The 24,301-nt window shown below is 59.3% G+C and carries 19 protein-coding genes and 2 pseudogenes; 10 read left to right on the top strand and 11 right to left on the bottom strand.

All coding sequences use genetic code 11. The features are described from left to right. Positions 1-8: 8 nt before the first annotated feature. On the bottom strand, positions 9-1,214 hold the full coding sequence (locus C4J83_RS03625; RefSeq protein WP_218569111.1) for a reverse transcriptase family protein: 1,206 nt from the start codon (positions 1,212-1,214) through the stop codon (positions 9-11). Between the two features lie 2,155 nt (positions 1,215-3,369). Here C4J83_RS03625 and C4J83_RS03615 point away from each other — a divergent pair. The 5 genes from C4J83_RS03615 (at position 3,370) to pgeF (ending at position 8,253) form a co-directional block, all read left to right on the top strand. Then, complete coding sequence (locus C4J83_RS03615) at positions 3,370-3,933, top strand: GNAT family N-acetyltransferase (RefSeq protein ID WP_256660643.1); 564 nt, start codon at positions 3,370-3,372, stop codon at positions 3,931-3,933. Continuing rightward, the gene (locus tag C4J83_RS03610; RefSeq protein ID WP_119736406.1) at positions 3,933-4,766 is read left to right on the top strand and encodes an EamA family transporter; all 834 of its coding nucleotides are present in this window, start codon (positions 3,933-3,935) and stop codon (positions 4,764-4,766) included. Before C4J83_RS03615 ends, C4J83_RS03610 begins: the two co-directional genes overlap by 1 nt. A 95-nt stretch (positions 4,767-4,861) precedes the next feature. Further along, positions 4,862-5,641 (top strand): PhzF family phenazine biosynthesis protein, encoded by a 780-nt coding sequence (locus tag C4J83_RS03605; protein WP_106578534.1) that lies wholly within the window; start codon positions 4,862-4,864, stop codon positions 5,639-5,641. 36 nt (positions 5,642-5,677) lie between these two features. After that, the gene (gene ggt / locus C4J83_RS03600; protein WP_124416364.1) at positions 5,678-7,507 is read left to right on the top strand and encodes a gamma-glutamyltransferase; all 1,830 of its coding nucleotides are present in this window, start codon (positions 5,678-5,680) and stop codon (positions 7,505-7,507) included. Positions 7,508-7,530: 23 nt separating this feature from the next. Continuing rightward, positions 7,531-8,253, top strand: a complete 723-nt coding sequence (gene pgeF, locus C4J83_RS03595; RefSeq protein ID WP_124416363.1) for a peptidoglycan editing factor PgeF — start codon at positions 7,531-7,533, stop codon at positions 8,251-8,253. Between the two features lie 230 nt (positions 8,254-8,483). Here the strand turns inward: pgeF and ddlA are convergent, their stop codons facing one another. The 4 genes from ddlA to C4J83_RS03575 are packed head-to-tail and all read right to left on the bottom strand — an operon-like array spanning position 8,484 to position 11,078. Further along, positions 8,484-9,578: a D-alanine--D-alanine ligase gene (ddlA, locus tag C4J83_RS03590; RefSeq protein ID WP_124416362.1), complete on the bottom strand. Its 1,095-nt coding sequence runs from the start codon at positions 9,576-9,578 to the stop codon at positions 8,484-8,486. 44 nt (positions 9,579-9,622) lie between these two features. Then, complete coding sequence (locus tag C4J83_RS03585; protein WP_124416361.1) at positions 9,623-10,261, bottom strand: LysE family transporter; 639 nt, start codon at positions 10,259-10,261, stop codon at positions 9,623-9,625. Between the two features lie 30 nt (positions 10,262-10,291). Then, the gene (locus C4J83_RS03580) at positions 10,292-10,510 is read right to left on the bottom strand and encodes a helix-turn-helix domain-containing protein (RefSeq protein ID WP_106578529.1); all 219 of its coding nucleotides are present in this window, start codon (positions 10,508-10,510) and stop codon (positions 10,292-10,294) included. A gap of 7 nt (positions 10,511-10,517) precedes the next feature. Continuing rightward, positions 10,518-11,078: a DUF2975 domain-containing protein gene (locus tag C4J83_RS03575; protein WP_106578528.1), complete on the bottom strand. Its 561-nt coding sequence runs from the start codon at positions 11,076-11,078 to the stop codon at positions 10,518-10,520. A gap of 195 nt (positions 11,079-11,273) precedes the next feature. Here C4J83_RS03575 and C4J83_RS03570 point away from each other — a divergent pair, with 195 nt between their 5' ends. Beyond that, positions 11,274-12,083: an AraC family transcriptional regulator gene (locus C4J83_RS03570; RefSeq protein WP_106578527.1), complete on the top strand. Its 810-nt coding sequence runs from the start codon at positions 11,274-11,276 to the stop codon at positions 12,081-12,083. Positions 12,084-12,196: 113 nt separating this feature from the next. Here the strand turns inward: C4J83_RS03570 and C4J83_RS03565 are convergent, their stop codons facing one another. Beyond that, positions 12,197-13,540 (bottom strand): MFS transporter, encoded by a 1,344-nt coding sequence (locus tag C4J83_RS03565; RefSeq protein WP_124418831.1) that lies wholly within the window; start codon positions 13,538-13,540, stop codon positions 12,197-12,199. Positions 13,541-13,661: 121 nt separating this feature from the next. On the opposite strand from C4J83_RS03565, the gene C4J83_RS03560 reads away from it, so the two are divergent. Further along, the gene (locus C4J83_RS03560) at positions 13,662-14,546 is read left to right on the top strand and encodes a LysR family transcriptional regulator (RefSeq protein WP_124416360.1); all 885 of its coding nucleotides are present in this window, start codon (positions 13,662-13,664) and stop codon (positions 14,544-14,546) included. Positions 14,547-14,549: 3 nt separating this feature from the next. Here C4J83_RS03560 and C4J83_RS03555 read toward each other — a convergent pair whose 3' ends face one another. The 4 genes and pseudogenes from C4J83_RS03555 to C4J83_RS03545 form a co-directional block, all read right to left on the bottom strand. After that, positions 14,550-15,125, bottom strand: coding sequence for a flavin reductase family protein (locus tag C4J83_RS03555; protein WP_124416359.1), 576 nt, complete (start codon positions 15,123-15,125; stop codon positions 14,550-14,552). Positions 15,126-15,185: 60 nt separating this feature from the next. After that, positions 15,186-15,617, bottom strand: a pseudogene (locus C4J83_RS31010) (methyl-accepting chemotaxis protein); the annotation flags it as partial. Positions 15,618-15,773: 156 nt separating this feature from the next. Next, positions 15,774-16,412: pseudogene (locus C4J83_RS31005) on the bottom strand (PAS domain-containing protein); the annotation flags it as partial. A 194-nt stretch (positions 16,413-16,606) separates the two neighbouring features. Beyond that, positions 16,607-16,939, bottom strand: a complete 333-nt coding sequence (locus tag C4J83_RS03545) for a DUF2790 domain-containing protein (RefSeq protein ID WP_106578522.1) — start codon at positions 16,937-16,939, stop codon at positions 16,607-16,609. A 226-nt stretch (positions 16,940-17,165) separates the two neighbouring features. Between C4J83_RS03545 and C4J83_RS03540 the strand changes: the two genes are divergently transcribed. From C4J83_RS03540 to C4J83_RS03530, 3 genes are all read left to right on the top strand, one after another. Beyond that, positions 17,166-18,485, top strand: coding sequence for an OprD family porin (locus C4J83_RS03540; protein WP_124416357.1), 1,320 nt, complete (start codon positions 17,166-17,168; stop codon positions 18,483-18,485). Positions 18,486-18,842: 357 nt separating this feature from the next. After that, the gene (locus C4J83_RS03535; protein ID WP_119736387.1) at positions 18,843-19,517 is read left to right on the top strand and encodes a response regulator transcription factor PcoR; all 675 of its coding nucleotides are present in this window, start codon (positions 18,843-18,845) and stop codon (positions 19,515-19,517) included. After that, a complete protein-coding gene (locus C4J83_RS03530; RefSeq protein WP_119736385.1) occupies positions 19,514-20,899 on the top strand; it encodes a heavy metal sensor histidine kinase in 1,386 nt (461 codons plus the stop codon). The genes C4J83_RS03535 and C4J83_RS03530 overlap by 4 nt, the downstream gene beginning before the upstream one ends. A 253-nt stretch (positions 20,900-21,152) precedes the next feature. Here the strand turns inward: C4J83_RS03530 and C4J83_RS03525 are convergent, their stop codons facing one another. Next, positions 21,153-24,287 carry a CusA/CzcA family heavy metal efflux RND transporter gene (locus tag C4J83_RS03525; protein ID WP_124416356.1) on the bottom strand — a complete coding sequence of 1,045 codons (3,135 nt, stop codon included), beginning with the start codon at positions 24,285-24,287 and terminating at the stop codon, positions 21,153-21,155. Positions 24,288-24,301 lie beyond the last annotated feature (14 nt).

Raw genomic sequence — 24,301 nt, 5'->3', positions numbered from 1 at the left:
CTACAAACCTATACATGCTTATCAATTATATCCTCACTTTCCGGCCTCAACCTTTTCAACTTTGACCTTAACTGCTTGGATGTTATGTCATATACACGATTTAAAACTATCAACCGTTCCATAACCCGATGAAATCTAGACTTGTACCAGTGCGTATGCCTTTTCGCATCAAAGTCTTTTTCCAAGCGTGCAACCATATCTTTAGCCCGATTCACATCGCGCCTTGAAGGTAAAGGCTTAATAGAATTCAGTCGTGCAAGAAGCGGTTTGTGTTGATTATGGCCGACTCGAAGGAGCTTATTTACCCTGCCCATGCAGCGATTATAATCATGCCTGTAGCCGTGGGTAGTTCGATAACCTGGCTGGTCTGCGAGGGACTCTAAGTTGCGAACGGCTGCTCTAATCCTGCCCACCTCATCAGCAGGAAGTCGCGGAGTATTGAAACTAACTCTCAATCCATGAACGGTTAATGGTTCCGTTGAGGTCCTGAATACTCTAGTCTTACTCTCGTTTATAGGTAGGTCTTTAGCGGTCAACATATCGCTAATAATTTTGAGCGCATACGTAAAATCGGTGTTTAGCGATTTTGACGACACAGTTATATCGTCTACCAATCTAGTATATATAAACCCCTTCCTATTGAGCCGCTCGACAACATCGCCTTCAACATCATACAAGCACAAAGATGCGATGTAACTTGATGTTAAGCCGCCCTGGACAAGATGTGAGTTGTGGCAACACAAATTGGTAAGAATTCTAGACACTTCTTCATCATACTTAAGAAAATTACTAAATATAGAGAAAACTATATCCTGATGAATATTATCAAAAAAACTCGACACATCCACTTTTAAAAGGCTTTTTGCACCGCAGTGCCTTCCTGCGCAAGAAACATAATCCTTACTATCATACGCATCATTATTTTTCTGGTTTGGTACTGAACCGTATATGAAGTGCGGCCAACGAATTACGTAGTGATTGGAGAAAATTGCAATATTTATTCTTTTTTGGAGCTTTCTTAAGAATCTGTGAGGATTGTAAATAGGACGACTTATCCCACCTGCTTTTTTAACATGCTCTTTTTTGGTATATCGATCCTCTTGACTCAATGTCATAACAGAAGCAAGAAACTCATCCGTTACGCGCAGGAGTTTGCATAAGTTTTCGCGACTACTAACAGAGTTTTTTGAGATTTTTAGTGGGTTTGCAAGCACGATAGCCAATCCATTGGATATAAATGTGAGCCATACCAACCCATAACATAGGGTAAAGAGAAAGATGTTGCGTTCATCGAAACCATCCGCTGAAAACCACCATCTTTCTCATGGTAGGCCCACCGTGAAGCACTCCAGCGGGACGCGGGGGTCGGAGACTGCCGGGGCCCTCTCCTCATCAGTTCAATACTTTCGCATTGAACGCTCATTACTGAGCTAACCAGCGGATGTTATGTCTCGATTGCGGCAAATAGGCGATACGCCCATGCAATTTGAAAATACACCATTTTCTTGGGTAAGCAACAGATTTGTGATTTCGAAAGGCCACCTACTGAAATGGATTACCAGCTCAGCAGTTTCTACCCTTCGCCGCAGTCGGTTTTCGTTCGCAATTAGGAGTTCTATGCATCGCTTTTAGAAAGACGCTAGCGGTCGTGTCGGCAGCCACTGGTGGCCTAGAGCTGTTCGTCGCTCACGCTGACTTGTCGATTTATTCCTAAGATTTAGGCGACGATTCGCTAGCACAGCAAGGTAAAGCTTTGCGGTGTCATGTCAGTCTGTCGCAGATGCTCAGTTATGTGCGACATGACATGCGATAGCTGTGGTTCTGAGGCGGATTGGGTGCGACTCAGATACGCTCGCCATTACTCAGGGCAGGGATCTGCAACCGAAGCCATTCATGCCTGCCACGAATTCCCGGACATGGCCGGGAGCGGCCCTAATAAGGGAAAGCCCTAGGCCGATTACTCCCGCCTTAATCATCACAAACCGCTCCTCCAGAGCATTCATTGATGTAACACCTATTTGCCATGTAACACGTATATCGGCAAACCAGTCACAGCTATGTAACACTAAATAAATCATTTAAAATCATATACTTATATAGAACCGTAACATGCGTAACACCCGTAACACGGTTTTATTAGGACATCCCCCTAGCCCCATTAGTATTGCTCCTCCAGCGATGTGAGGTCGATCATGCTCTTGGCTTTGGTTCGATAGTGGGGCCCCTGACGCATTCTTGAAGGTACGGGGTAGGAAACCCGCGTGATCGTGTCAGCGGAAAGGTGCCCAGCTTAGTGAACAGGTGAACCGGGTGAACTGCTGTTCACCAGTGCATTTGCCCTATGAATCGAAAAGCCGCTGGGGACCCAGCGCATTTCGGATAGATACGGGGCATAGAACCCGCGCGTTCGTGTTAGCGGATGGATTTTTTAAGTTGGTTGACAGGTTGACGTGGTTGACACCCATCACCATGGTTGACGCCATGCAGGTGTTCACTATCAGCAACAGATACAGCCACCTTTACCGAAGCTGTAACGATGGCCCTTTTTCTTCAAGATCCTTTCAATTTCAACGATTGAAATTTCAGTAACTTCCGGCACCTCCCACTAACTCGATCCCGCGGGTTTCATGCCCCGTGGTATGAGAAAAAGCTCAGGGTCCCCAGCGATTTTTTGCCTGTTTATCCCGTCGGGAATGACTTAGTTAACGAAGGCATACGCCCCTTGGATAACGTCACGTGGCGGAAAGCTGTTACATGTGAATAGAAAAACCTAAAGACCGAATTGCAATAGCCTTTGTGCCAGCTACTCTGGAGCGGAAAGCAGCACGCCTTACTGATCAGCGAGCGTTACCTGGGGGTGACTTTTGGTAAACGTCCACGCAGAAGCGAGTCACTAGCAATGCCTAAATTCATCATCAATAAGCGTCCCCAAACCAACGGCGATTACGAGATCCACAACGATACAGCTGGGTGTAAGTTCATGCCTTTACCCGTTAATCAAATAGACCTAGGTTTCCATTCGACCTGTAGAGAAGCGGTGGCGGATGCCAAGCGGCATTGGCTAAACAGTAGGATCAATGGGTGCTACTTTTGTTGCCATGATTGCCATACAACATGAATGCACGTCTTCTGCTGGCGATTGCGATTGATGCTTCCGAAAGGGGCAACAATCACGGGCGTGTATGCCCATGTGTATGCCTAACTCGCTAGCAACGAATAAAACCCTTTAAAACCAGATAGTTGAAGATCTAGTTCAAATGACTGTGTACCACCAAGTACTAAAAACGGCTTACCGAAAGGTAAGCCGTTTTTTTATGCCTGAATAAAAGCCCTCAGGCATACTCGCCCCCAACCACAAGGAGGCGATTGGTGAACACGCACTTCCCCACCCACGGCATTGCCACCGAACGGCTGATACTGCAAGCCGCCCAGCCGTCTCACGCTCGCGCCCTGCACACCTACCTGCTGCAAAACCGCGCTTACCTGCAACCCTGGGAACCCACGCGCGACGATGACTTCTTTGCACTTGACGCCATCACTCAACGCCTCGAAACCATGGCCGAAAAGACCGCCAGCGGCGAAGCGCTGCACCTGCTGATACAGCGCGACGGTCAGATCATCGGCGCCTGCAATTTCACCCACATCGTGCGCGGTGCGTTTCAAGCCTGCCACCTGGGCTATGCGCTGGACGAATCGGCTCAGGGCCAGGGGCTGATGCACGAAGCGCTGAAGGCTGCGATTGCCTATGGGTTCGATGCCATGAAACTGCATCGAATCATGGCCAACTACCGCCCCGAAAATGCACGCAGTGCACGCCTGCTGGAACGGCTGGGGTTTGAGCGCGAGGGTCAAGCGCGGGCCTATCTCAAGATTAACGGCGTGTGGGCGGACCACGTGTTGACGTCGCTGATCAACCACGCAGAGAGCGACTGATGAGCCTCAGCGTATTCGCCATCATCCTTTTGGGCGCCGCGCTCCACGCCACTTGGAACGCCGTGGTCAAAGGCGGCGCCGACAAGCTGTTGACCACCTGCATGATCGCCTCCGTCGCCTCGTTGATCGCGTTGGCCGCCACCCCGTTTCTGCCGCTGCCGGCAAGAGAGAGCTGGCCGTTCATCGGCGGGTCGGTGATTCTCCAAGTGCTGTATTTCGTGCTGGTGGCCTCGACTTACCGCATTGCCGACATGAGCCAGACCTACCCGATCATGCGCGGCACAGCGCCGCTGCTGGTGGCGACGGTGAGCGTGTTTGTGTTGGCCGAGCCGCTCTCGACCTCCGCCTGGCTTGGCATTGCGGTGATCTCACTGGGCATCTTGAGCATGGCCCTGGCGCCTTCTTCAGGGCCAAGAAAAGGCTTGGTTCTGGCGCTGATCAACGCCGGCGTGATCGCCAGCTACACCCTTATCGACGGCTTGGGCGTGCGCAAGTCCGGTGCGCCTGTGGCCTACACGCTGTGGATTTTCCTGCTGACCGGCGTCCCGCTGGCGACGTGGGCGTTAGCTTCGCGGCGCACGCTGTTCTGTGATTACCTCGCGCGTAACTGGCGCTTGGGCATCGTCGGTGGTGTGGGCACGATCGCCTCGTATGGCCTGGCGCTGTGGGCCATGACCGCAGCCCCCATCGCGACCGTTTCGGCCTTGCGTGAAACGTCGATCCTGTTTGGCGTGGTGATCTCGGCCTGGGTGCTCAAAGAGCGCCTGACCCGCGTGCGCATCCTGGCCGCGTGTGTGATCGCCGCCGGGGCGATGGTGTTGCGCCTGGGATGAGCGAGACTCATGCGCTCAAAAAAACGCCGCATCTGTATTTTGACGCTTCACAGACCCACTGTTAGTGTCCAGCCTCCCTACTCGGAGTGCCCTCGATGAAACTGGATATCTATCAAGTCGATGCTTTCAGCCAACACCCCTTCGGCGGCAACCCGGCGGCAGTCTGTCCGCTCACCGAGTGGCTGCCCGACGAGCAACTGCAGAATATCGCGGCTGAAAACAACCTCTCCGAAACCGCCTACTTCGTACCCCGTGGCGATTTCTATGAGTTGCGCTGGTTCACCCCGGAGGTCGAAGTGGACCTGTGTGGCCATGCCACGCTGGCCGCAGCCTGGGTGCTGATTCATCAATTGGCGGATGCACCGCACGTCTTGCGCTTTGCCACCCGCAGCGGCGAGCTTCGCGTGACGCGCAATGGCGACGAACTGGCGATGGACTTCCCGGCCAAACAGCCCCAGCGCTGCGAGCCGCCAAGCGGCATGTTGAGCGCATTGGGGATTGAGCATGCCGAGGTGTTTGCCACCGACGACTACCTCGTGCTGGTCGACGACGAAGCTCAAGTCGCCGCCCTGACGCCGGACTTCGCGCGCCTCAAGGGCCTGCCCAAACGCGGGATTGCGGTGACGGCCAAAAGCACGCGGTTTGATTTTGTATCCCGTTGGTTCGGCCCCAACGTGGGCGTCAATGAAGACCCGGTCACAGGTTCGGCGCACACCTCGCTGGCGCCCTTCTGGGCCGAGCGTTTGGGTAAGTCGCAGTTGACCGCCGAACAAGGCGGCAAGCGCCGTGGGCAACTGCGTTGCGAGCTCAAGGACGACCGCGTGATTATCTCCGGCCACGCGGTGCTCTACCTGCAAGGCACGATATACCTGTAAAAAGCCGTAACCCAAGGACAACAGATCATTCTCAAAATGAACGGAGTTCAGCGCGTGTTTTCGATTTCCCGCCGTCAACTGTCAATGATTGCCGCCGCCCTCGCCCTGGCTGGCTGCCATACCCCCGTCAATGAACAACCGCCCGCGCCGGAGCTGGGTTCGGGTTATCGCACCGACCTCACCACCCGCCACGCCGAGCGCCATATGGCCGCCGCCGCCAACCCGCTGGCTGCCGAAGCCGGGCGCGAAATGCTGCGCCAGGGCGGCTCGGCCATCGACGCGGCGATTGCGATGCAGGCCGTGTTGACCCTGGTGGAGCCGCAATCATCCGGCATCGGCGGCGGCGCGTTCATCATGCTGTGGGACGGCAAAACCGTGCACGCGTATGACGGCCGCGAGACGGCGCCCGCGGGAGCTACCGAACGCTTGTTCCTTAAAGCCGACGGCACGCCGATGGCATTTCCCGAGGCGCAGATTGGCGGGCGTTCGGTTGGCACGCCAGGCGTGTTACGCGCGCTGGAGATGGCACACAAAAAGACCGGCCACCTGCAATGGGCCAAGCTGTTTGAACCGGCGATTCGGCTGTCCGAGCAAGGCTTCGCGATTTCCCCGCGCCTGCACGCGCTGATCGCTGCCGACCGTTACATCGCGCAATCGCCCGAGATGGCGGCGTATTTTCTGAATGCCGACGGCACGCCCAAAGCCGCCGGCACGCTGTTGAAAAACCCGGCGTTGGCCAACGTGTTCAAGCGCATCGCCAAGGAAGGTCCGGACGCGTTGTACCAGGGGCCGATTGCCGATGAGATCGCACGCAAGGTCCAGGGCAACCGCAACGCGGGCAGCCTGTCGCAGGCGGACCTCAAGGGCTACACCGCCAAGGAGCGCACGCCACTGTGCACCGACTACAAGCGCTATCAGGTGTGCGGCATGCCACCGCCGTCGTCGGGCGGGATTGCTGTCGCGCAGATCCTCGGTACGTTGCAGGCATTGGAAACCCGCGACCCGCGCTTGGCCATCGCACCGATGAAGCCGGTCAAAAGCACATCGCCTGCCGGCCTTGAGCCCACACCTGAAGCCGTGCACCTGCTGGCCGAAGCCGGTCGCCTGGCCTTCGCCGACCGTGGGTTGTACGTGGCCGACGCCGACTTCGTGCCGGTGCCGACCGCAGGCCTGATCGCCCCGGACTACCTGGCCAAACGCGCCACACTGATCGGCGACCGCAGCATGGGCATCGCCAAGCCAGGCACGCCTGCGGGCATCCAGGTGGCGTACGCGCCGGACCGCTCGCCCTTGCGCATCTCGACCTCGCAAGTGGTGGCGGTGGATGACCTGGGCGGCGCCGTGTCGATGACCACCACGGTGGAAGCGGCGTTTGGTTCACACGTCATGGTTCAGGGCTTTTTGCTGAACAACCAGATGACTGACTTCTCGTTCATCCCCGAAGAAAACGGCCAGCCAGTGGCCAACCGTGTCGAGCCGGGCAAACGCCCGCGCTCGGCCATGGCGCCGACGCTGGTGTTCGACCGCAAGAGCGGCGAGTTGCTGGCCACCGTCGGATCGCCGGGCGGTTCGCAGATCATCGAGTATGTGAGTAAATCCCTGGTGGCGATGCTCGACTGGAACCTCGACCCGCAAGCGGCCATCAGCTTGCCCAACTTTGGTAGCCGTAACGGCGCCACCGAGCTTGAGGCCGGGATGTTCAGCCCCGAGTTGAAGCAGGCGCTGAGGGACAAAGGCCATGCACTGAGCGAGATTGATATGACCAGCGGCGTGCAGGCCATCGTTCGCACGCCAGACGCCCAGGGTAAGGCGTCGCTGAGCGGCGGCGCCGACCCTCGGCGCGAAGGCGAAGCGGTCGGCGACTGACTTTATTGAGCGGAGAGAGCCCCTTGCAACAGGCAAACAATCTCGGCGCCATCCCCGGCGTCGACCACGGTTTTTGTTCGATCAATGATCCATTGCGGCCGGACGGGGTGTTCATCTGCAAGCAGGTGCACAGTGCTTCGGTGATCCAATGGCAGGCGGAACAGGTGGCCAATACCATTGAGGCAGACGGCGTGTTCACGCACGCGTCTGCGCCAATTGCAGTGATCACCGCTGACTGCCTGCCCATTCTTATCGCCGCACACAGTGGTGATCGGGTTGCCGCCGTGCATGGCGGCTGGAAGGGTCTGCAAGGGGGAATCATCGCCAACGCGGTGAAACAATTGGCTGCCGAGGGCATTGCCGTTGACCAGTTGCGGGTGGCGATCGGGCCGTCGATCAAGCCGTGTTGTTATGAAGTGAGCGCCGAGTTTATCGCGCAATTTCAGGCGAGCCAGGGCCACGTGTGGCGTGACGGTCAGGCGCCATGGTGCTTCGAGCAACCGACGCCACGGCTGTCACCGCAGATTGCACCGCCCCACGCGCGGCAAGCGGGAAGTGCGTGGTTCGACTTGAGTGGTTACGGGGTGATGCTGTTGCAAGCGGCGGGCCTTGAGCGTGAGCAGATCGACGTCAGCGAGGTGTGCACGTATTGCACATCACCGACCTTCGCCAGCTACCGCAGGAGAACTCACCACCCTGAGGAGCCAAAGACGCTGATCTATTCGTGGATCGCCCGCAAAACCTGAAAAGCCCCTGACCCTGCGATGGTTGGCAGGCTCGTTATGGCAAACGAGCTTGTCATGGCAAGCAGGCCTGTTGTGGCGAGCGGGCTTGCCCCGCGTTGGGCTGCGCAGCAGCCCCCTCAAACTCACCCCGTTGTCTCAGACAGAAACGAGCAGCCTGGTTATGGGTCTGCTGCGCAGCCCAACGCGGGGCAAGCCCGCTCGCCACAGCGTTCGTCCGGCCCCAACGATTATCAGCGGCTGATCTTCAGCCCCTTGCGCCCCGCATGTCGCTCCAGCGCCAACTCAATCAAGCGGCTTACCAACTCGCTGTAGCTCATGCCTGCCGCCTGCCACAGCTTGGGGTACATGCTGATGCGGGTGAAGCCGGGCAGTGAGTTGATTTCGTTGATCAGCACTTCGCCGTCGTCGGTGAGGAACACGTCGACTCGCGCCAACCCGGCGCAGCCCAGTAGCTCAAACGCTTCAATGGCGAGTAGGCGAATACGCTCACTGGCCTCAAGGCTGATATCAGCCGGCACCACCACTTGAGCGGCCTGGGCGTCGATGTATTTGCTGTCGTAGGAATAGAAACCGCTGCCCACCACGATCTCGCCGCAACCGCTGGCGACAGGGTTGTCGTTGCCCAGCACGGCGCATTCAATTTCACGCCCCTGGACAGCGGACTCCACCAACACTTTTTCATCGAAGCCCAGGGCCAGTTCGACCGCGGCATGGTACTCGGCCTCGTTGGTGACTTTACTCACGCCCACCGAGGAACCCTGGTTGGCGGGTTTGACGAACATCGGCAAGCCAAGCTTGTTCACTGCTGTATCAAAAGCGCTACTCGCCGCGTTGCGACGCGTCAGGGTGATGAACGGGGTAACGGCAATACCGGCATCGCGCAGCAGGCGTTTGCTGATGTCCTTGTCCATGCATACCGCCGAGCCCAGCACGTCGGAGCCCACGAAAGGCAGGTCCGCCATGCGCAGCAGGCCTTGCAGGCAGCCGTCTTCGCCAAGGGTGCCGTGGACGATAGGGAAGATCACATCGATGTGTTCCAGCAGGCTTTGCCCGCAGGTTTCCACCACTTGCTGGCTGGTCTTGCCCGGCACCACCGCCAGTTCGCGGTTGGACTGGTTGAGAGCGATCAGGGCCGGGTTTTCCTGGTTGATCAGGAAGTTCGAGGTTTCGTTCAGGTGCCAGTGGCCGGCCTTGTCGATGCCGATCAGAACCGGCTCGAAGCGCGAGCGGTCCAGTGCATCGACGATGTTGCGCGCCGACTGCAGCGAGACCTCGTGCTCGGCCGAACGGCCACCAAAAATAATACCTACCCGCACCTTGCTCATGACTCGGCCTCACTGTTGAAAGTAAGGCTTCTTACCATGAGCGGTCAGCGATTCGCTACCAGATGTGCGCCGAACAACAGGTAGCACCCACCGGCAAACCGGTCGAGCCACTTGCGTGAACGGCTGTAGAGATTGGCCATGCGCTCGCTGGAAAACACCAGGGCTACGCTGGTGTACCAACTGAATGACAAGGTGGCCATGGTAATCACCGCCAGGGCCAACAATGTCGGCGACGGTGAAGGCGGCATGGTCGAAGCGAAGGCCGTGGCGACGAACAGCGCGGCCTTGGGGTTGGACAAGTTGCCCAGCAGACCGAAGCGCCAGGCAAAGAACAGCGAGCGCGTGGGTTCGTCGGGCAACACTGTCTGGCTCGCGGTTGGCGCCGAACGCTTGAACAGTTTCAGCCCCAGGTAGATCAGGTAGCAGCCACCGATGATCTTGAATGCCAGATAGAGCATGGGCGCCGCAGTGAACAGCGACTTGATGCCCAAACCGCCCGCCAGCCCCCAGATCACCGTGCCCGTGGCCACTCCGGCAGACGCCACCACGCCATGCCGACGCGAACAGCTCGCCGCCAGTTGGGCAGTATTGAAGAAGTTCGGCCCCGGCGTCACCACCGCGACGGTCCAAAGCAGCCCCAGCGACAACAACGGCGCGACATACGGCAGATCGGAGAACAGCATGGGGCGATCCCTCTTGGTAAATGGTTAAACCTATTCGCCCGCAGGTTCAGGCGTGTGCACCAGCAGGTCGCCAGGCTGGCAGTCCAGGTAGGCACAGATTGCATCCAGCGTACCCAGCCGTATGCCCTTGACCTTGCCTTGTTTGAGCAACGACAGGTTCTGTTCGGTAATCCCGATGGCGGCTGCCAGGTCTTTGGATTTGACCTTGCGCCGGGCAAGCATAACGTCCAGTTCAATCACAATGGGCATTTCGATCTCAAACAAAAGTGCGGTTTTCAGAATCCACTTCGCTGGCCTGCCACAGGATACGCGCGATTACTGCGATACAGGCAGCGAGAAACAACGCGACAAAGCTCGGCGGGGTCAGACTCAAGGTGAAAAATCGCTGGCCCAACGGCTCGTTCATCGAGACCCAAAGGCCCAGCAACGGCTCGCATAAAAAGTCCAGCAGTACCCACAATGCAACGGCGCGACCGACTTTACCCAGGTGCTGCGCCGCCGCGCTGGAGAAATACTCGCCCCGCGCATAGTTGCGAAACAGCTGGCGCAGATGGTTCAAGCCCGACACCAAGGCCACCAGCGGGATGCTGGAAAGAACAATCCCGCCGAGTTTTTGCCACCACGGGAGCAGCGCGATTTGCACGCCGCTGTCCTGAATCCGGTCACTCAAGGAAAAGCTGAGGCCCAGGCCATCGGCGGAAGAACCCAGCACCGGAAACAGCCAGACGCCAGTGTTGAGCACCAGCATGACGACAATCAGCAAGAGCGTCAGCAGCGACATGCGCTGGCTGAGTTGAGCCAGACGTTGGGTATTCATAAGCAACCTCGATCAATGAGTGAGGTCGCAAAAATAATAGATTAATTATCGTAAAACAATCATTTATTAACCCAGATCAACATTTGCGCTGGCGAATACCTCCTCTCAAGCACGCACAATCGTTCAAGACCTCGACAGACACGGCACGCCAGACTGGGTTAACGTGTTTCCCACCTCTATTTGTGACAAGTCACCATGGGCCAACCCACTTCCACCCTCGATTGGTTGCACCGCGCCCCACACGCCAGCGGCCTGGACCGTATCGAAGCGTATTTTGCCGGCTTTGCATTCGACCCGCATCGCCATGACACCTACGCCATCGGGCGCACCTTGTTTGGCGTGCAGAGCTACCACTACCGCGGCTGCATGACCCACAGCCTGCCGGGCACGACCATGGTGATTCACCCCGATGAATCCCACGACGGCCGCGCCAGCAGTGTGGAAGGCTTCAAGTACCGCATGATTTATGTGGAGCCGGCGCTGATCCAGCAGATTCTCGGCGGCCGGCCGTTGCCGTTTATCCACAACGGCTTGTCGACTGACCCACGGCTGTTCCGCGCCAGCGAGGTGTTGCTGCAAAGCCTGGACTGCCCGATTGACCCGATGCAGGAACAGGACGCGCTGTACGACCTGGCGCAAGCCCTGAGCGCGGCCTCGGGGGTGATCATCAGCCGTAAATCCTTCGATTACGTCGCCGCCGAGCGCGCGCGGGAATTTATCCACAGCGCCTTGGGCCGCAGCATCACCCTGGATGAAATGGCCGACCATTGCGGCCGTGATCGCTGGGCGCTGTCGCGGGATTTTCGCTTGTTGTTCGGCACCAGTCCCTATCGGTACCTGACCATGCGACGGTTGGACCTGGTGCGCGGCTTGCTGGCCCAGGGCCAATCGCTGGTGGACGCGGCGCTGACCGCCGGTTTCACCGACCAGAGCCATATGACTCGACAGTTTCGCAGCACCTACGGCATGCCGCCGTCGCGCTGGGTGAAGATGCTCGGGCGCTGATGTGAAACGCATTCAAAATGTGGGAGCGGGCTTGCTCGCGAAAGCGCAGTGTCAGTCGACTTATGAGTGACTGACCCACCGCCTTCGCGAGCAAGCCCGCTCCCACATGGGTTCTATGTTGGTTCCACTATCGCATTCGGCTCGGGCGCTTGCGTTTTGAGCCGCAACGCCAACACCGCGCCGACCAAGGCAATTGCCGCGCTCCACCACAGCGCCAGCTCGATCCCGCCCGCATTCGCCACCGAGACCAGCACCGCCAGGCCCAACGCCCCGCCGATCTGCTGGCTGGTAGACGCCATCCCCGCCGCCACGCCCTGCTCCCCAGGCCGAATACCCAGCCCCGCCGCCACCCACATCGCTGTCCAGGTCATGCCCTGCCCGATGCTCAAAATGAAGATGCCCGGCAACAGCGACCAAAACCCTACGCCCGTCGGCAACGCCCAACACACCAGTGCAATGCCCACCGCGCCCGCCAGTTGCCCGCTGACCAAGGTGTTGCGCAGCCCCAGCCTGGCCAGCGAACGCTCTGCCAACCAGATGCCGAACGTGCACACCAGGGTCGCCGGTAAAAACGCCAAACCGGCCTGCAATACGCTGTAGCCATAGACCTGCTGGTAATACAGCGCCAGGAAGTAGTACTGCACGCCAAAGCTGCTCATGAACACCGCCGTAAGCACCATCGCCATGCGCAGTTCGCGGTAGGCAAACAAACGCAGCGGCATCAGCGGATCGCTGCCGCGGTGCTCGATCCACGCGAACAACCCAAGCAATGCCAGCGCCAAGGCGATGCAGCCCAGCGTCTGCGGCGCCGACCAGCCCCACTCGGGGCCTTGCACCAGCGCGAATACCAGCAACGTGCCGCCGACGGTCACCGTCAAGGCGCCGACGATGTCGAATTTGCGCCCACGTACACGCTCGCCATCGGCTGGAATCCAGTAACGCGCCGCCCACGCGCAGCCGCCCGCCAACGGCACATTCACCAGAAACACCGACTCCCATCCCCACACCTGAGTCAGCACGCCGCCCAGTAATGCGCCGAGTGCCAGCCCCGCTGCCGAGGCTGCGCTCCACACCGCAAACGCCCGATTGCGTGCAGGGCCTTCGGCATAGTGCGTGTTGATCAACGCCAACGTGGCCGGGAACAACAATGCCCCGCCCACGCCTTGCACCGCCCGCGCAAGCACCAGCAACACCGCGCTGCCGCCGAGCACCGCCGCCAGGGAGGCCAGCGCATACAGCGACTGGCCCACCCGGTAAAAACGGCGTTTGCCAAGCAAGTCAGTCGCCCTGCCACCCAGCAACAGAAAGCCACCAAACGCCACGCTGTAGGCGCTCACCACCCATTGCAATTGCTGCGCGGAAAAATCCAGGTGCGCGCCAATCTGCGGCAGGGCGACAAACACAATGGTGGCATCCAGGGCGATGATCAGTTGCGCGGTGGCCAGCAATAAAAGCATCCAGCCAGAGGGTCGAGAGGGAGACATCACAGCGTCCAGTCCGAAAATAAGAGGTGCCAGTTTCTTTCATGCCCGACAGATGATAAATAGCGCTATCACTCTTTCAGTAATGACTTTAATCATGGATCTGAACGCTGTTCGACTCTTGGTCCGCGTGGCCGAAACCCGCAGCTTTACCCGCGCGGCCGGTGAATTGGGGCTGACGCAGTCTGGGCTGTCCCGCGCCATCTCGCGCCTGGAAAGCCAACTGGGTGTGCGCTTGCTGCAGCGCAACACGCGCAGCGTCAGCCTTACGCCCGACGGTCAGATGCTGTACGAGCGCAGCGCGCCGTTACTGGCAGAACTGGCTGAAACCGAAAAGCTGATGCTCGACCGACGCAGCAGCCCGTCCGGCCTGTTGAAAATCAGCACACCGTCGTTGTTCGGTCGCAAGGTGGTGATGCCGGTGATCGGCGAACTGACATTGCGCCATCCCCAATTGCGCATCGAAGCGGTGATGACTGACCGGCTGGTGGATATCGTCGACGAAGGTTTCGACGCCCTGTTGCGCACGGGCGAGATCCAGGATCAACGCCTGATCGCCCGTGCCCTGCCGCCGTTGCGCTGGGTCACGGTGGCCTCGCCGGCTTATCTGGCGCGTTGCGGCACGCCGCAAACGGTGGACGAGCTCAAGGACCACAGCTGCCTCACTGTGCGTAACTTGCGCAGCGGACGCATGGTGGATTGGCAGTTCATGAGCGAGGGCAAAGTGCAGGACGTGAGCATCGAGGGACGGCTTATTTTCGACAGCGGCGATGCGCTGGTAGACGGCGCGGTGGGGGGGTTCGGCATCGCCCAGGTGATGGATTTTGCGGTGCGCGAGGCCATGGCCGCCGGGCGCCTGGTGCCGTTGCTGGAAGACATGGCCGGGCGCAGTCGCGCGATCTCACTGGTCTATCCGCCGTCCCGGCAGTATTCGCCCAAGCTGATGGCGTTTGCCCAAGCACTGGCAAACGCCCGCTGGTAAAGCCTACAGCTGGCGCCCGACCACCGGCTCGCCGATGCTCAGGAAATTTCCGCCCGCGATATGGTGCAAGGTGCGCAATTCGTCATGGCCTTCGAAATGCCAGTGCCCGTCGCTGAACACGCGCGCGTCGGCATAGGCCGCGACGACTTCGCCGAGGAATAAATCGTAGGTCTGTTGGTGATGAGGCTCGGGCAGCAGGCGGCATTCCAGCCACGCTACGCAACCTTCCAGCAGCGGCGCTTCGGTGTGTTCAGCGCTGAATGTCTGCAAGCCATAGGTGGCGAATTTGTCGGTGTCTGCGCCCGTGGTGTTGCCGACCGTCTGCACCAGATCGGCCTGGGCCACGCAAGGCACCTGCAGCACAAAGGTGCCGGCGGCTTCCAGCAGCTGGCGGGTCCAGGTGGCCTTGTCGAGCACCACGGCGACCTTCGGCGGTTCGAAATCAAGCGGCATGGCCCAGGCAGCGGCCATGATATTGCGCTTGCCATCGTGGGCCGCGCTCACCAATACGGTCGGCCCGTGATTGAGCAAACGGTAGGCCTTGGACAAAGGTACGGGACGTCGGTGGGTAGGGCTCATGGAGGGACGGCTCTTCAAGCAAGAAAAAACCTACGATACCTCAAGCACAAGCCCTGCGGGTCAGCTCGACAGCTGATTGGCAAACTGCCCGACCGCGCTCACCACTTTTTGTGCACCGTCCTGGATTTCCACAATCACCGTGCCCGCCTCGGCCGCCAGGGCCAAGCCTTGCTCGGCCTGCAAACGGCCCTCGGTCATCAAGGACACCGCATCGCGGGCCATGTCCTGGTTCTGACGAACCACGCCGACGATTTCCTCGGTGGCCTTGCTGGTGCGCGAGGCCAACTGACGCACTTCATCGGCCACCACCGCAAAGCCACGGCCCTGCTCGCCGGCCCGCGCCGCTTCGATGGCCGCGTTGAGCGCCAGCAAGTTGGTTTGCTCAGCGATGCCGCTGATGGTCTTGACGATGGTGCCGATCACTTGGGACTGAGCGTTCAGCGCCTCGATGCCATCACCGGCCTGCTGCATGTGCCTGGCCAGATCACGCATGACATCCACCGCCTGCGTCACGACAGTGGTGCCGCGCTGGGCACTGTTGTCGGTTTGCAGCGAGGTGCTGTAGGCGATGTTTGCGGCTTCGGCCACGGCCTGTTCCTGGTTGACCTGGTCGGTGATCACCGTGGCGAACTTGACCACTTTGTAAAGGCGGTCATTGGCATCCAGCACCGGGTTGTAGGTCGCCTCCAGCCACACCACACGGCCATGGCTGTCGACCCGTTTGAAGCGCGCCGCCACAAACTCACCGGCGTTCAAACGTTTCCAGAAATGCTGGTACTCGGCGCTGTTGTATTCCTCCGGTTCGCAGAACATACGGTGATGTTTGCCCTGGATCTGCGCCAGGCTGTAGCCCATGCCACCGAGGAACCGGTCGTTCGCGGTCAGCACATGGCCGCCGAGGTCGAACTCGATCACTGCAGTGGAACGCACCAGCGCGGTGATCAGGTTCTCATGCTCGCGCGACCCCTCGATGGTGCGGGTGAGGTCGCTGGAGTAAATCGAAAAATGCTTGATGCGCCCGTCAGAACTGCGCACCGGTTGCAGGATCGAGCGCAACCATGCCTCTTTGCCGTTGCCGCGCATCAGGCGCACGGTGCCGGCGAAGTGTTCGCCGCGCACCAGGGCATTGCGAAAGCGCTGCTGGAATTCGTCCTGGCGCAGGTGCGTGGGCACCAGCTCGTCTATGTGCCGCCCCACTATGTTGGAGGCCTGGTACGACAGCTCTTGCAGGAAGTTGGCATTCGCCCACTCCACCCGGCCTTCGGCGTCCAGCGTCAGGCACAGCATTTCGCTTTCCAGGCTCTCCTTGACCTGTTGCAAGCTAGACAACTCTTCGCGAAGAGCCGACAGCTCCTGCTTCAAACGGGTGTTGAACATGGGGCACCGATGGTCATTTGGGAGATGGATCTGACCTGCATCGGCGCTGACGAGGTTTTCTGAAGCGCTTTTTTGTGGCGTGCCCAACTGTTTTTTTGGATCCATTAACTGCCGTTGTTTCGGCAAACACCCATCACCTTGTATTCCACCGTATTGAGTTTGCCGCTGGAGTCTTCATAGGTCATGCGTGAAGGCACGGCATTGCACGAACTGATCGGCGGCGTAACGTTGACGACCTTGGCAATATCCAGCGCCATGCCATAGCGATACGCCTGCACCTGGGGTGCTGGCTGGCCGTTTTTTTGCGCGTAAGCCGCCATGGCTTTTTGATTACGCTCCATCATCAGCGCAAACGTGCGGTCGCCTCCGCCTTCGGCCATCGCACTCAGTGACAGGACTGCAGCTAATACACCCAAGCCAATTTTATAAAATGTCATTACAGGTTCCTCGGTTGATAAGTTCAGTCACGAGACTAATCAACCAACCCTGTCGCCATGTTCACCAAAACATTACTTATCTGTTAGATCGCGGTGAGCTTCCAGAATTGTAATGTTCGCGCCACCTGACCGTTATCCACTGTTTGCAACTATCAGCCGGGGCCAGATCAATAAAAACGCCCCTACCTATAAGAAGCTGAAAACTGCCAACACCCAGGAGCGAAACATGAGCATTACTTACTACACCCTTCCCTTTTCATTGATTGTTGCACTGCCTCTGGCAGCCGCGGCGGTGGAAGACACGCCCGATGGTTTTACCCAAGGCAGCAGCGTAACCGTGCTGGCGCGCAACTTTTACTTCAATCGCGATGACCGCAAGGGCCAGTCCAGCCCGACCGGCAATGGGTATTCCCAAGCCTGGGCGCAGGGTCTGATCGGCAAATTCGAATCCGGCTTTACTCAAGGCACCGTAGGCTTTGGCCTGGATGCGTTTGCCATGTACGGCCTGAAACTCGACTCGGGCACCGGTCGCAGCGGCGGCAAGGGTTCGTTCGGCGTGCTGCCGGTGGACAGCGACAATCACCCCGAAGGCAGCTACAGCAAAGTCGGCAGCGCGGCGAAATTGCGCGTGCTGGACACGGTTATCAAGGCCGGCGATGTGTTCCCGCTTACGCCGGTGGTGGCCTACGGCGATTCGCGGTTGTTGCCGGAAAGCTTTCGCGGCGTCACCGCGCAGAACACCAGCCTTGAGGGCTTGAGCCTGCAAGGCGGACGCCTGAGCGGCATGAGCCAGCCAAGCGAAAGCGGGATGAACAAGGGCTTCGCGACCTTCTACGCGGGCAAGGTCGACTCACCCTGGATCGGCTATTTCGGGGGGGAGTACGCCGTCAACAAACACCTGAACGTGAGCCTCTACAGCAGCCGCCTGAAGGACGCCTGGGACCAGTACTACGTCGGCAGTGCCGCCAGTTACCCACTGACCGACGACGTGTCGTTATTCGGCGATTTCAACTATTACAAGGCCGTGGACGAAGGCAAACAGCTGCTGGGCAAATTCGACAACAATATCTGGAGTGCCAGGCTCGGGGTAAAGGTCGGTGCTCACAGCGTGGCCCTCTCGCACCAGCGCAACAACGGCGATGACGACTTTGATTACCTGCGCCAATCGGACTCGATTTTCCTCAATAACTCGATCCAGTACAGCGACTTCAATTCGCCCAAGGAGCGTTCGTGGATGGCCCGTTACGACCTCGACATGCAGGCGTTCGGTATACCTGGCCTGTCGTTCATGACCCGTTATGCCAAAGGCACCGGCGCCGATTACAGCCACGCCAGCGCGGTGTACATGCGCCGCGATGCATCCGGCAACCCGCTGACAGATCAACGCCGCTGGGAAAGGGATGTCGAGGCCGAGTACGTGGTGCAAAGCGGCAGCCTGAAAGATTTGTCATTGCGCTTGCGCCAGGCCACCGTGCGCTCCAGTGCGTTTGAGTCAGACCTGGAAGAAATTCGCCTGATTGCGCAATACCCATTGGTCGCACTTTGAACAATCGCCCAGTCGAGTGCTTACATTCGTTCGCGCTTGACTAACATCTGTTCACAAATTGCTATCTATCAAAACTGTAACATTGGCCCCAGCTTCCCGTTAAGTTGAACTTCCTATACTCGCTTCAGCTTGTCAGCACCGAGCAACATTCGTCTCTGAAGCTTTTTTTAGCTCCTTTGGAAAGAGATGATTTTTTTAACGCCCCTCTGGGGCGTTTTTTTTGCGCGCAGGCTTAGTCGCGACCCATTGCCGCAGTTGACCCTGAAGCTGCTTCACACTTCAGAATTTTCCTACTCACAACACACTCGATTCCATAGGGAAATGGAACCCTTCTCTTTCAGTAAAAGGTAAATCCCCATGCGTATCCTTGTGGTTGAGGACGAGCAAAAAACCGCTGACTACCTGCAGCAAGGCCTGAATGAAAGTGGCTACGTCGTGGACTGCGCGTCCAATGGCATTGATGGCCTGCACCTGGCTGAGCAGCACGCCTATGAGTTGGTGATTCTTGACGTCAACCTGCCGGGCAAGGATGGCTGGGAAGTGCTGGAGCAATTGCGCCGCAACGGCACCCAGCGCGTGATGATGCTGACCGCCCGCGGGCGGCTGGCCGACAAGATCAAGGGCCTGGACATGGGCGCCGATGATTACCTGGTCAAACCCTTCGAGTTTCCCGAACTGCTGGCGCGGGTACGCACCCTGCTGCGGCGCAGCGAGCACATCCCACAGCCGGAAGTGTTCAGCGTGTCGGACCTGGAACTGGACCCCCGCCGCCATCGCGCGTACCGCGGCACACGGCGCATTGACTTGACCACCAAGGAGTTCGCACTGCTGCAGGTGCTGATGCGCCAGACCGGTGAAGTGCTGACGCGCACGCAGATCATTTCGCTGGTGTGGGACATGAATTTCGACTGTGACACCAACGTCGTGGAAGTCTCCATCAGCCGCCTGCGGGCCAAGGTGGACGATCAGAGCGAGGTCAAGCTGATCCACACCATTCGCGGCGTGGGTTACGTGCTGGAAGCACGGCCATGAAAACCGGCAGTCTGTCGATGCGCCTGGGGTTGACGGTCAGCCTCATGGGCGCGGGCCTGGTGCTGTTGCTGGCGACGTTGGCGTATCTCGCCCTGACCCACGAACTGGAAAAACTGGCGCGCAAAGGCCTGGAAAGCAAGATGGAACAGATCCAGCACAGCCTGTCTCAAGGCCTCGACGCCCACGCCATCCGGGCGCGCCCGCATTCGCTGATGGACCTGGTGATCGGCCATGACAATTTTTACCTCACTATCGTCGGCACCGCGCCCGATGAAACAGTGCTGCTGAGCATCGGTGCCAAGCCTCAGGAGCCGCTGCTGACAAACTTCACACCGCGAGAAACGCTCGGCTACCTCAATTGGGCCGACAGCAATGGCAACCAGGTGCTCAGCGCCTCCAGCCTGATGCGCCTGGCCAGCGGCGAACGCGTACGCGTGCTGTTGTCGCTGGACCGCATGGACGATCAGGCGCTGCTCAGTGCCTACCTGCGCGCCACAGTGATCGCCTTGCCCATGTTGTTGATGCTGATCGGCATGGGCGCCTGGTGGCTGGTGCAGCGCGGGCTTGCGCCGTTGAAGCAGTTCAGCCATGTGGCGGCCAAAGTCACCACCCAGGACCTGACCCATCGCTTGTCCGTCGACAACCTGCCCAAGGAGCTGGGCGAGTTGGCGCAAGGCTTCAATGTGATGCTCAACCGCCTGGACGCCGGGGTGCAGCAACTGTCGCAATTCTCCGACGACCTTGCTCACGAACTGCGTGCACCGCTGACCAACCTGATGGGCAAAGCCCAGCTCACGTTGTCGCGCCAACGCCCACCGGACGAATACAAAGCAGTGCTGGAATCCAACACCGAAGAGCTGGAGCGCCTGGCCCGCATCGTTTCCGACATGTTGTTCCTGGCCCAGGTCAGCCACCCGGCAGCGCGTGCTTCGTTTACCGCAGTATCGCTGGCGGACGAAGCTCATCGGGTCATGGATTTATTCGCCCTGAGTGCCGAAGACAAACAACTGGCCCTGACCCTCAGCGGCGAGGCCCAGGTGCACGGCGATCGCCTGATGATTCAACGCGCGCTCTCCAACCTGCTGTCCAATGCGATCCGCCATAGCCCAGCGGGCGCGCATATCTCGTTGCGAGTGGAGGCTTACGGCAACAGCGTGTCGTTGTCTGTGAGCAACCCAGGCCCGGGGATTGAAGCGCACCACCTGCCGCACCTGTTCGAACGGTTCTACCGTGTCGACAGCAGCCGCGCGCGCACCGAGGGCGGCACCGGCCTGGGACTGGCCATCGTGCGATCGATCATGACCCTGCACCAGGGGCAAACCGACGTGCGCAGTTCGCCCGGCGCTTTCACCGTGTTTCGCCTGGTGTTTCCTCAGGTATGAGCCCCTCAAGGCTGAGCGTGCTTCCTGCCCCAAGCGAACGTGTTGTGGCGCGGGCTTGTTGTGGCGAGCGGGCTTGCCCCGCGTTGGGCTGCGCAGCAGACCCCATCAGGCCCACCTCGGTATCCCTGATATACCGCGGCGAAAGATTTGGGGCGGCTTCGCCACCCAACGCGGGGCAAGCCCGCTCGCCACAACATGCCCGCTCGCCACAGTAAGCGTGCTCACCACAACATGCCCGCTCACCCCACCCGCATCATTCCTCCTTGCGGTGCGCCCACTGATACAACGCCGGCAGCACCAGCAAGGTCAGCAACGTAGAAGAAATAATCCCGCCGATCACCACCGTCGCCAGCGGGCGCTGTACTTCGGCGCCGGTGCCGGTGGCCAAGGCCATGGGGATAAACCCCAGGGATGCCACCAGCGCAGTCATCAACACCGGGCGTAAACGTGTGAGCGCCCCTTCATGGATCGCCACCGACAGTGGACGCCCTTCCTCACGCAGGTTGCGGATGAAGGCAATCATCACCAGCCCGTTAAGCACCGCCACCCCCGACAACGCAATAAACCCCACCCCCGCCGAGATCGACAACGGAATATCACGCAGCCACAGCGCCATGATCCCACCGGTCAACGCGAACGGAATCCCGGTAAACACCAGCAAGCCATCCTTGAGGTTGTTGAACATCATGAACAACAGCCCGAACACCAGCAGCAACGCCACCGGCACCACGATACGCAAGCGCTCGGAGGCCTCCTTGAGCTGTTCGAACTGGCCGCCCCAGGTGGTCCAGTAACCCGCCGGGACCTTCACCTGAGTGCTGATGGCAGACTCGGCCTCTTCGACGAACGAACCGATATCACGCCCGCGCACATTGGCGCTGACAATCACCAGGCGCTTGCCGTTCTCACGGCTGATCTGGTTCGGGCCCAGCACCAGGTCCAGGCTGGCGACCTGGGACAAGGCAATAAAACCCAACTGGCCCGAGGCGTTGCTGGCCAGCGCCGGCACCGGGATCAACAGCCGCGACAAGCCGTCGATATCGGTGCGCAGCGCATCGGATAAACGCACGACCATGTCGAAGCGGCGGTCACCCTCGTACAGCGTGCCGGCCTGGCGCCCACCCACGGCAACGGCGATGGTGTCCTGCACGTCGCCCACGTTCAGGCCAAATCGCGCGGCCTTGTCGCGATCAATATTGATGGTCAGCACCGGCAGGCCAGCGGTCTGCTCCACCTTCACTTCCGAGGCGCCATCAAGCGTCTGCAAGGTCTCGGCGATTTCTGCGGCGGTCTTGTTGAGCACTGCCATGTCGTCGCCAAACACCTTCACCGCCACGTCACTGCGCACCCCGGAAATCAACTCGTTGAAGCGCAGCTGGATCGGCTGCGACAGCTCATACGCACTGCCCGGCACAATCGCACTGGCGCGCTGGATATCTTCGATCAGCGCCTCGCGGGATTTCGCTGGATCAGGCCACTGGTCCTTGGGCTTGAGCATCACATAGCTGTCGGAAATATTCGGCGGCATCGGGTCGGAAGCGATTTCCGCGGTACCGGTGCGCGCAAAGACTCGCTCGATTTCCGGCACCTGGGCCATCAAGGTTTTTTCCAGCTGCTGCTGCATCTGCACCGATTGCGTGAGGCTGGTGCCGGGTACGCGCAGGGCCTGTTGAGCGAAGTCGCCTTCACTGAGGCTGGGGATAAATTCGCTGCCCATGCGGCTGGCCACCACGCCCGAAGCGACGATGGTCAGCACCGCCAGGCCGAACACCAGCGGGCGGCGCGTCATGACCCAATCCAGCACCGGCGCATAGGCCCGACGCGCCGTGCGCATCACCAGGTTTTCCTCTTCCCTGACCTTGCCGGTGACAAACAGCGCAATCGCGGCCGGCACAAAGGTCACCGACAGAATCATCGCACCGAGCAAAGCGATGACCACAGTGAACGCCATGGGGTGGAACATCTTCCCGGCCACCCCGGTGAGGGCGAAGATCGGCAGGTACACCACCATGATGATCAGTTGCCCGAAGATCAGTGCGCGCCGCGCTTGCTTGGCCGCAGCGAACACTTCGTGCAGGCGCTCGCTGCGGGTCAGCAAGCGGCCATGGCGCTGCTGCGCATGGGCCAGCCGGCGAATGGCGTTTTCGACGATCACCACCGCGCCGTCGACAATAATCCCGAAGTCCAGCGCGCCAAGGCTCATCAGGTTGGCACTGACTTTGTTGGTAAACATGCCGGTAAAGGTGAACAGCATCGCCAGCGGAATCACCATCGCGGTGATCAACGCCGCGCGGATATTGCCCAGGAACAGAAACAGCACCGCGACCACCAGCAGCGCACCTTCGAAGAGGTTTTTCTTCACCGTGGCGATGGCTTTTTCGACCAGGTTGGTGCGGTCATAAACGGTCACGGCAACCACGCCCTGGGGCAGCGAACGGTTGATCTCTTCGAGTTTTTTCGCCACCGCCTGGGACACGGTGCGGCTGTTTTCACCGATCAGCATGAACACCGTGCCCAGCACCACTTCACGGCCATTTTCGGTGGCGGCGCCGGTGCGCAGCTCACGGCCGATGTCGACTTGCGCCACATTGCGCACGCGGATCGGCGTGCCGTCCGACGTGGTGATCACGATGTTGGCAATGTCATCGATCGACGCCACTTGCCCCGGTGCGCGAATCAACAGCTGCTCGCCGCTGCGCTCGATGTAACCGGCGCCAACGTTGGCGTTGTTGCGCTCAAGCGCGGTGACCAAATCGGTCAGCGTCAGGTTGTAGGCTGCCAAGCGTTTTGGGTCCGGCGCGATCTGGTATTCCTTGGCAAAGCCGCCGATGGTGTTGATCTCGGCCACACCCGGCACGTTGCGCAGCTGTGGCTTGATGATCCAGTCCTGGATGACGCGCAGGTCGGTCGGCGAGTAAGGCGTGCCATCTTCCTTGAGCGCGCCGTCTTCGGCTTCGACGGTCCACAGGAAAATCTCCCCGAGGCCAGTGGAAATCGGCCCCATCGCGGTTTCGATGCCGGTGGGCAATTGCTCGCGGGCCACCTGCAGGCGCTCGTTGACCAATTGGCGGGCGAAGAACAGGTCAGTGCCGTCTTTGAAGATCACCGTGACCTGGGACAGACCGGAGCGCGACAACGAACGCGTCTGCTGCAAACCCGGCAGGCCAGCCATGGCGGTTTCGATGGGAAAGGTGATGCGCTGCTCGGTTTCCAACGGCGAGAAGCCGGCCGCCGCCGAGTTGATCTGCACCTGCACATTGGTGATGTCGGGCACCGCGTCGATGGGCAACTTCTGATAACTGGCGATGCCGACACCGGCCATCAACAGCACCGCCAGTAGCACGATGATGCGCTGCTCGATGGCAAATTGGATAAGGCGCTCAAACATGGGGAATCACTCGC

Source organism: Pseudomonas sp. LBUM920 (assembly GCF_003852315.1).
Classification (GTDB): Bacteria; Pseudomonadota; Gammaproteobacteria; order Pseudomonadales; family Pseudomonadaceae; genus Aquipseudomonas.
Note: the sequence above shows the minus strand (reverse complement) of the source record. Positions and strands in the feature narration are given on the sequence as shown.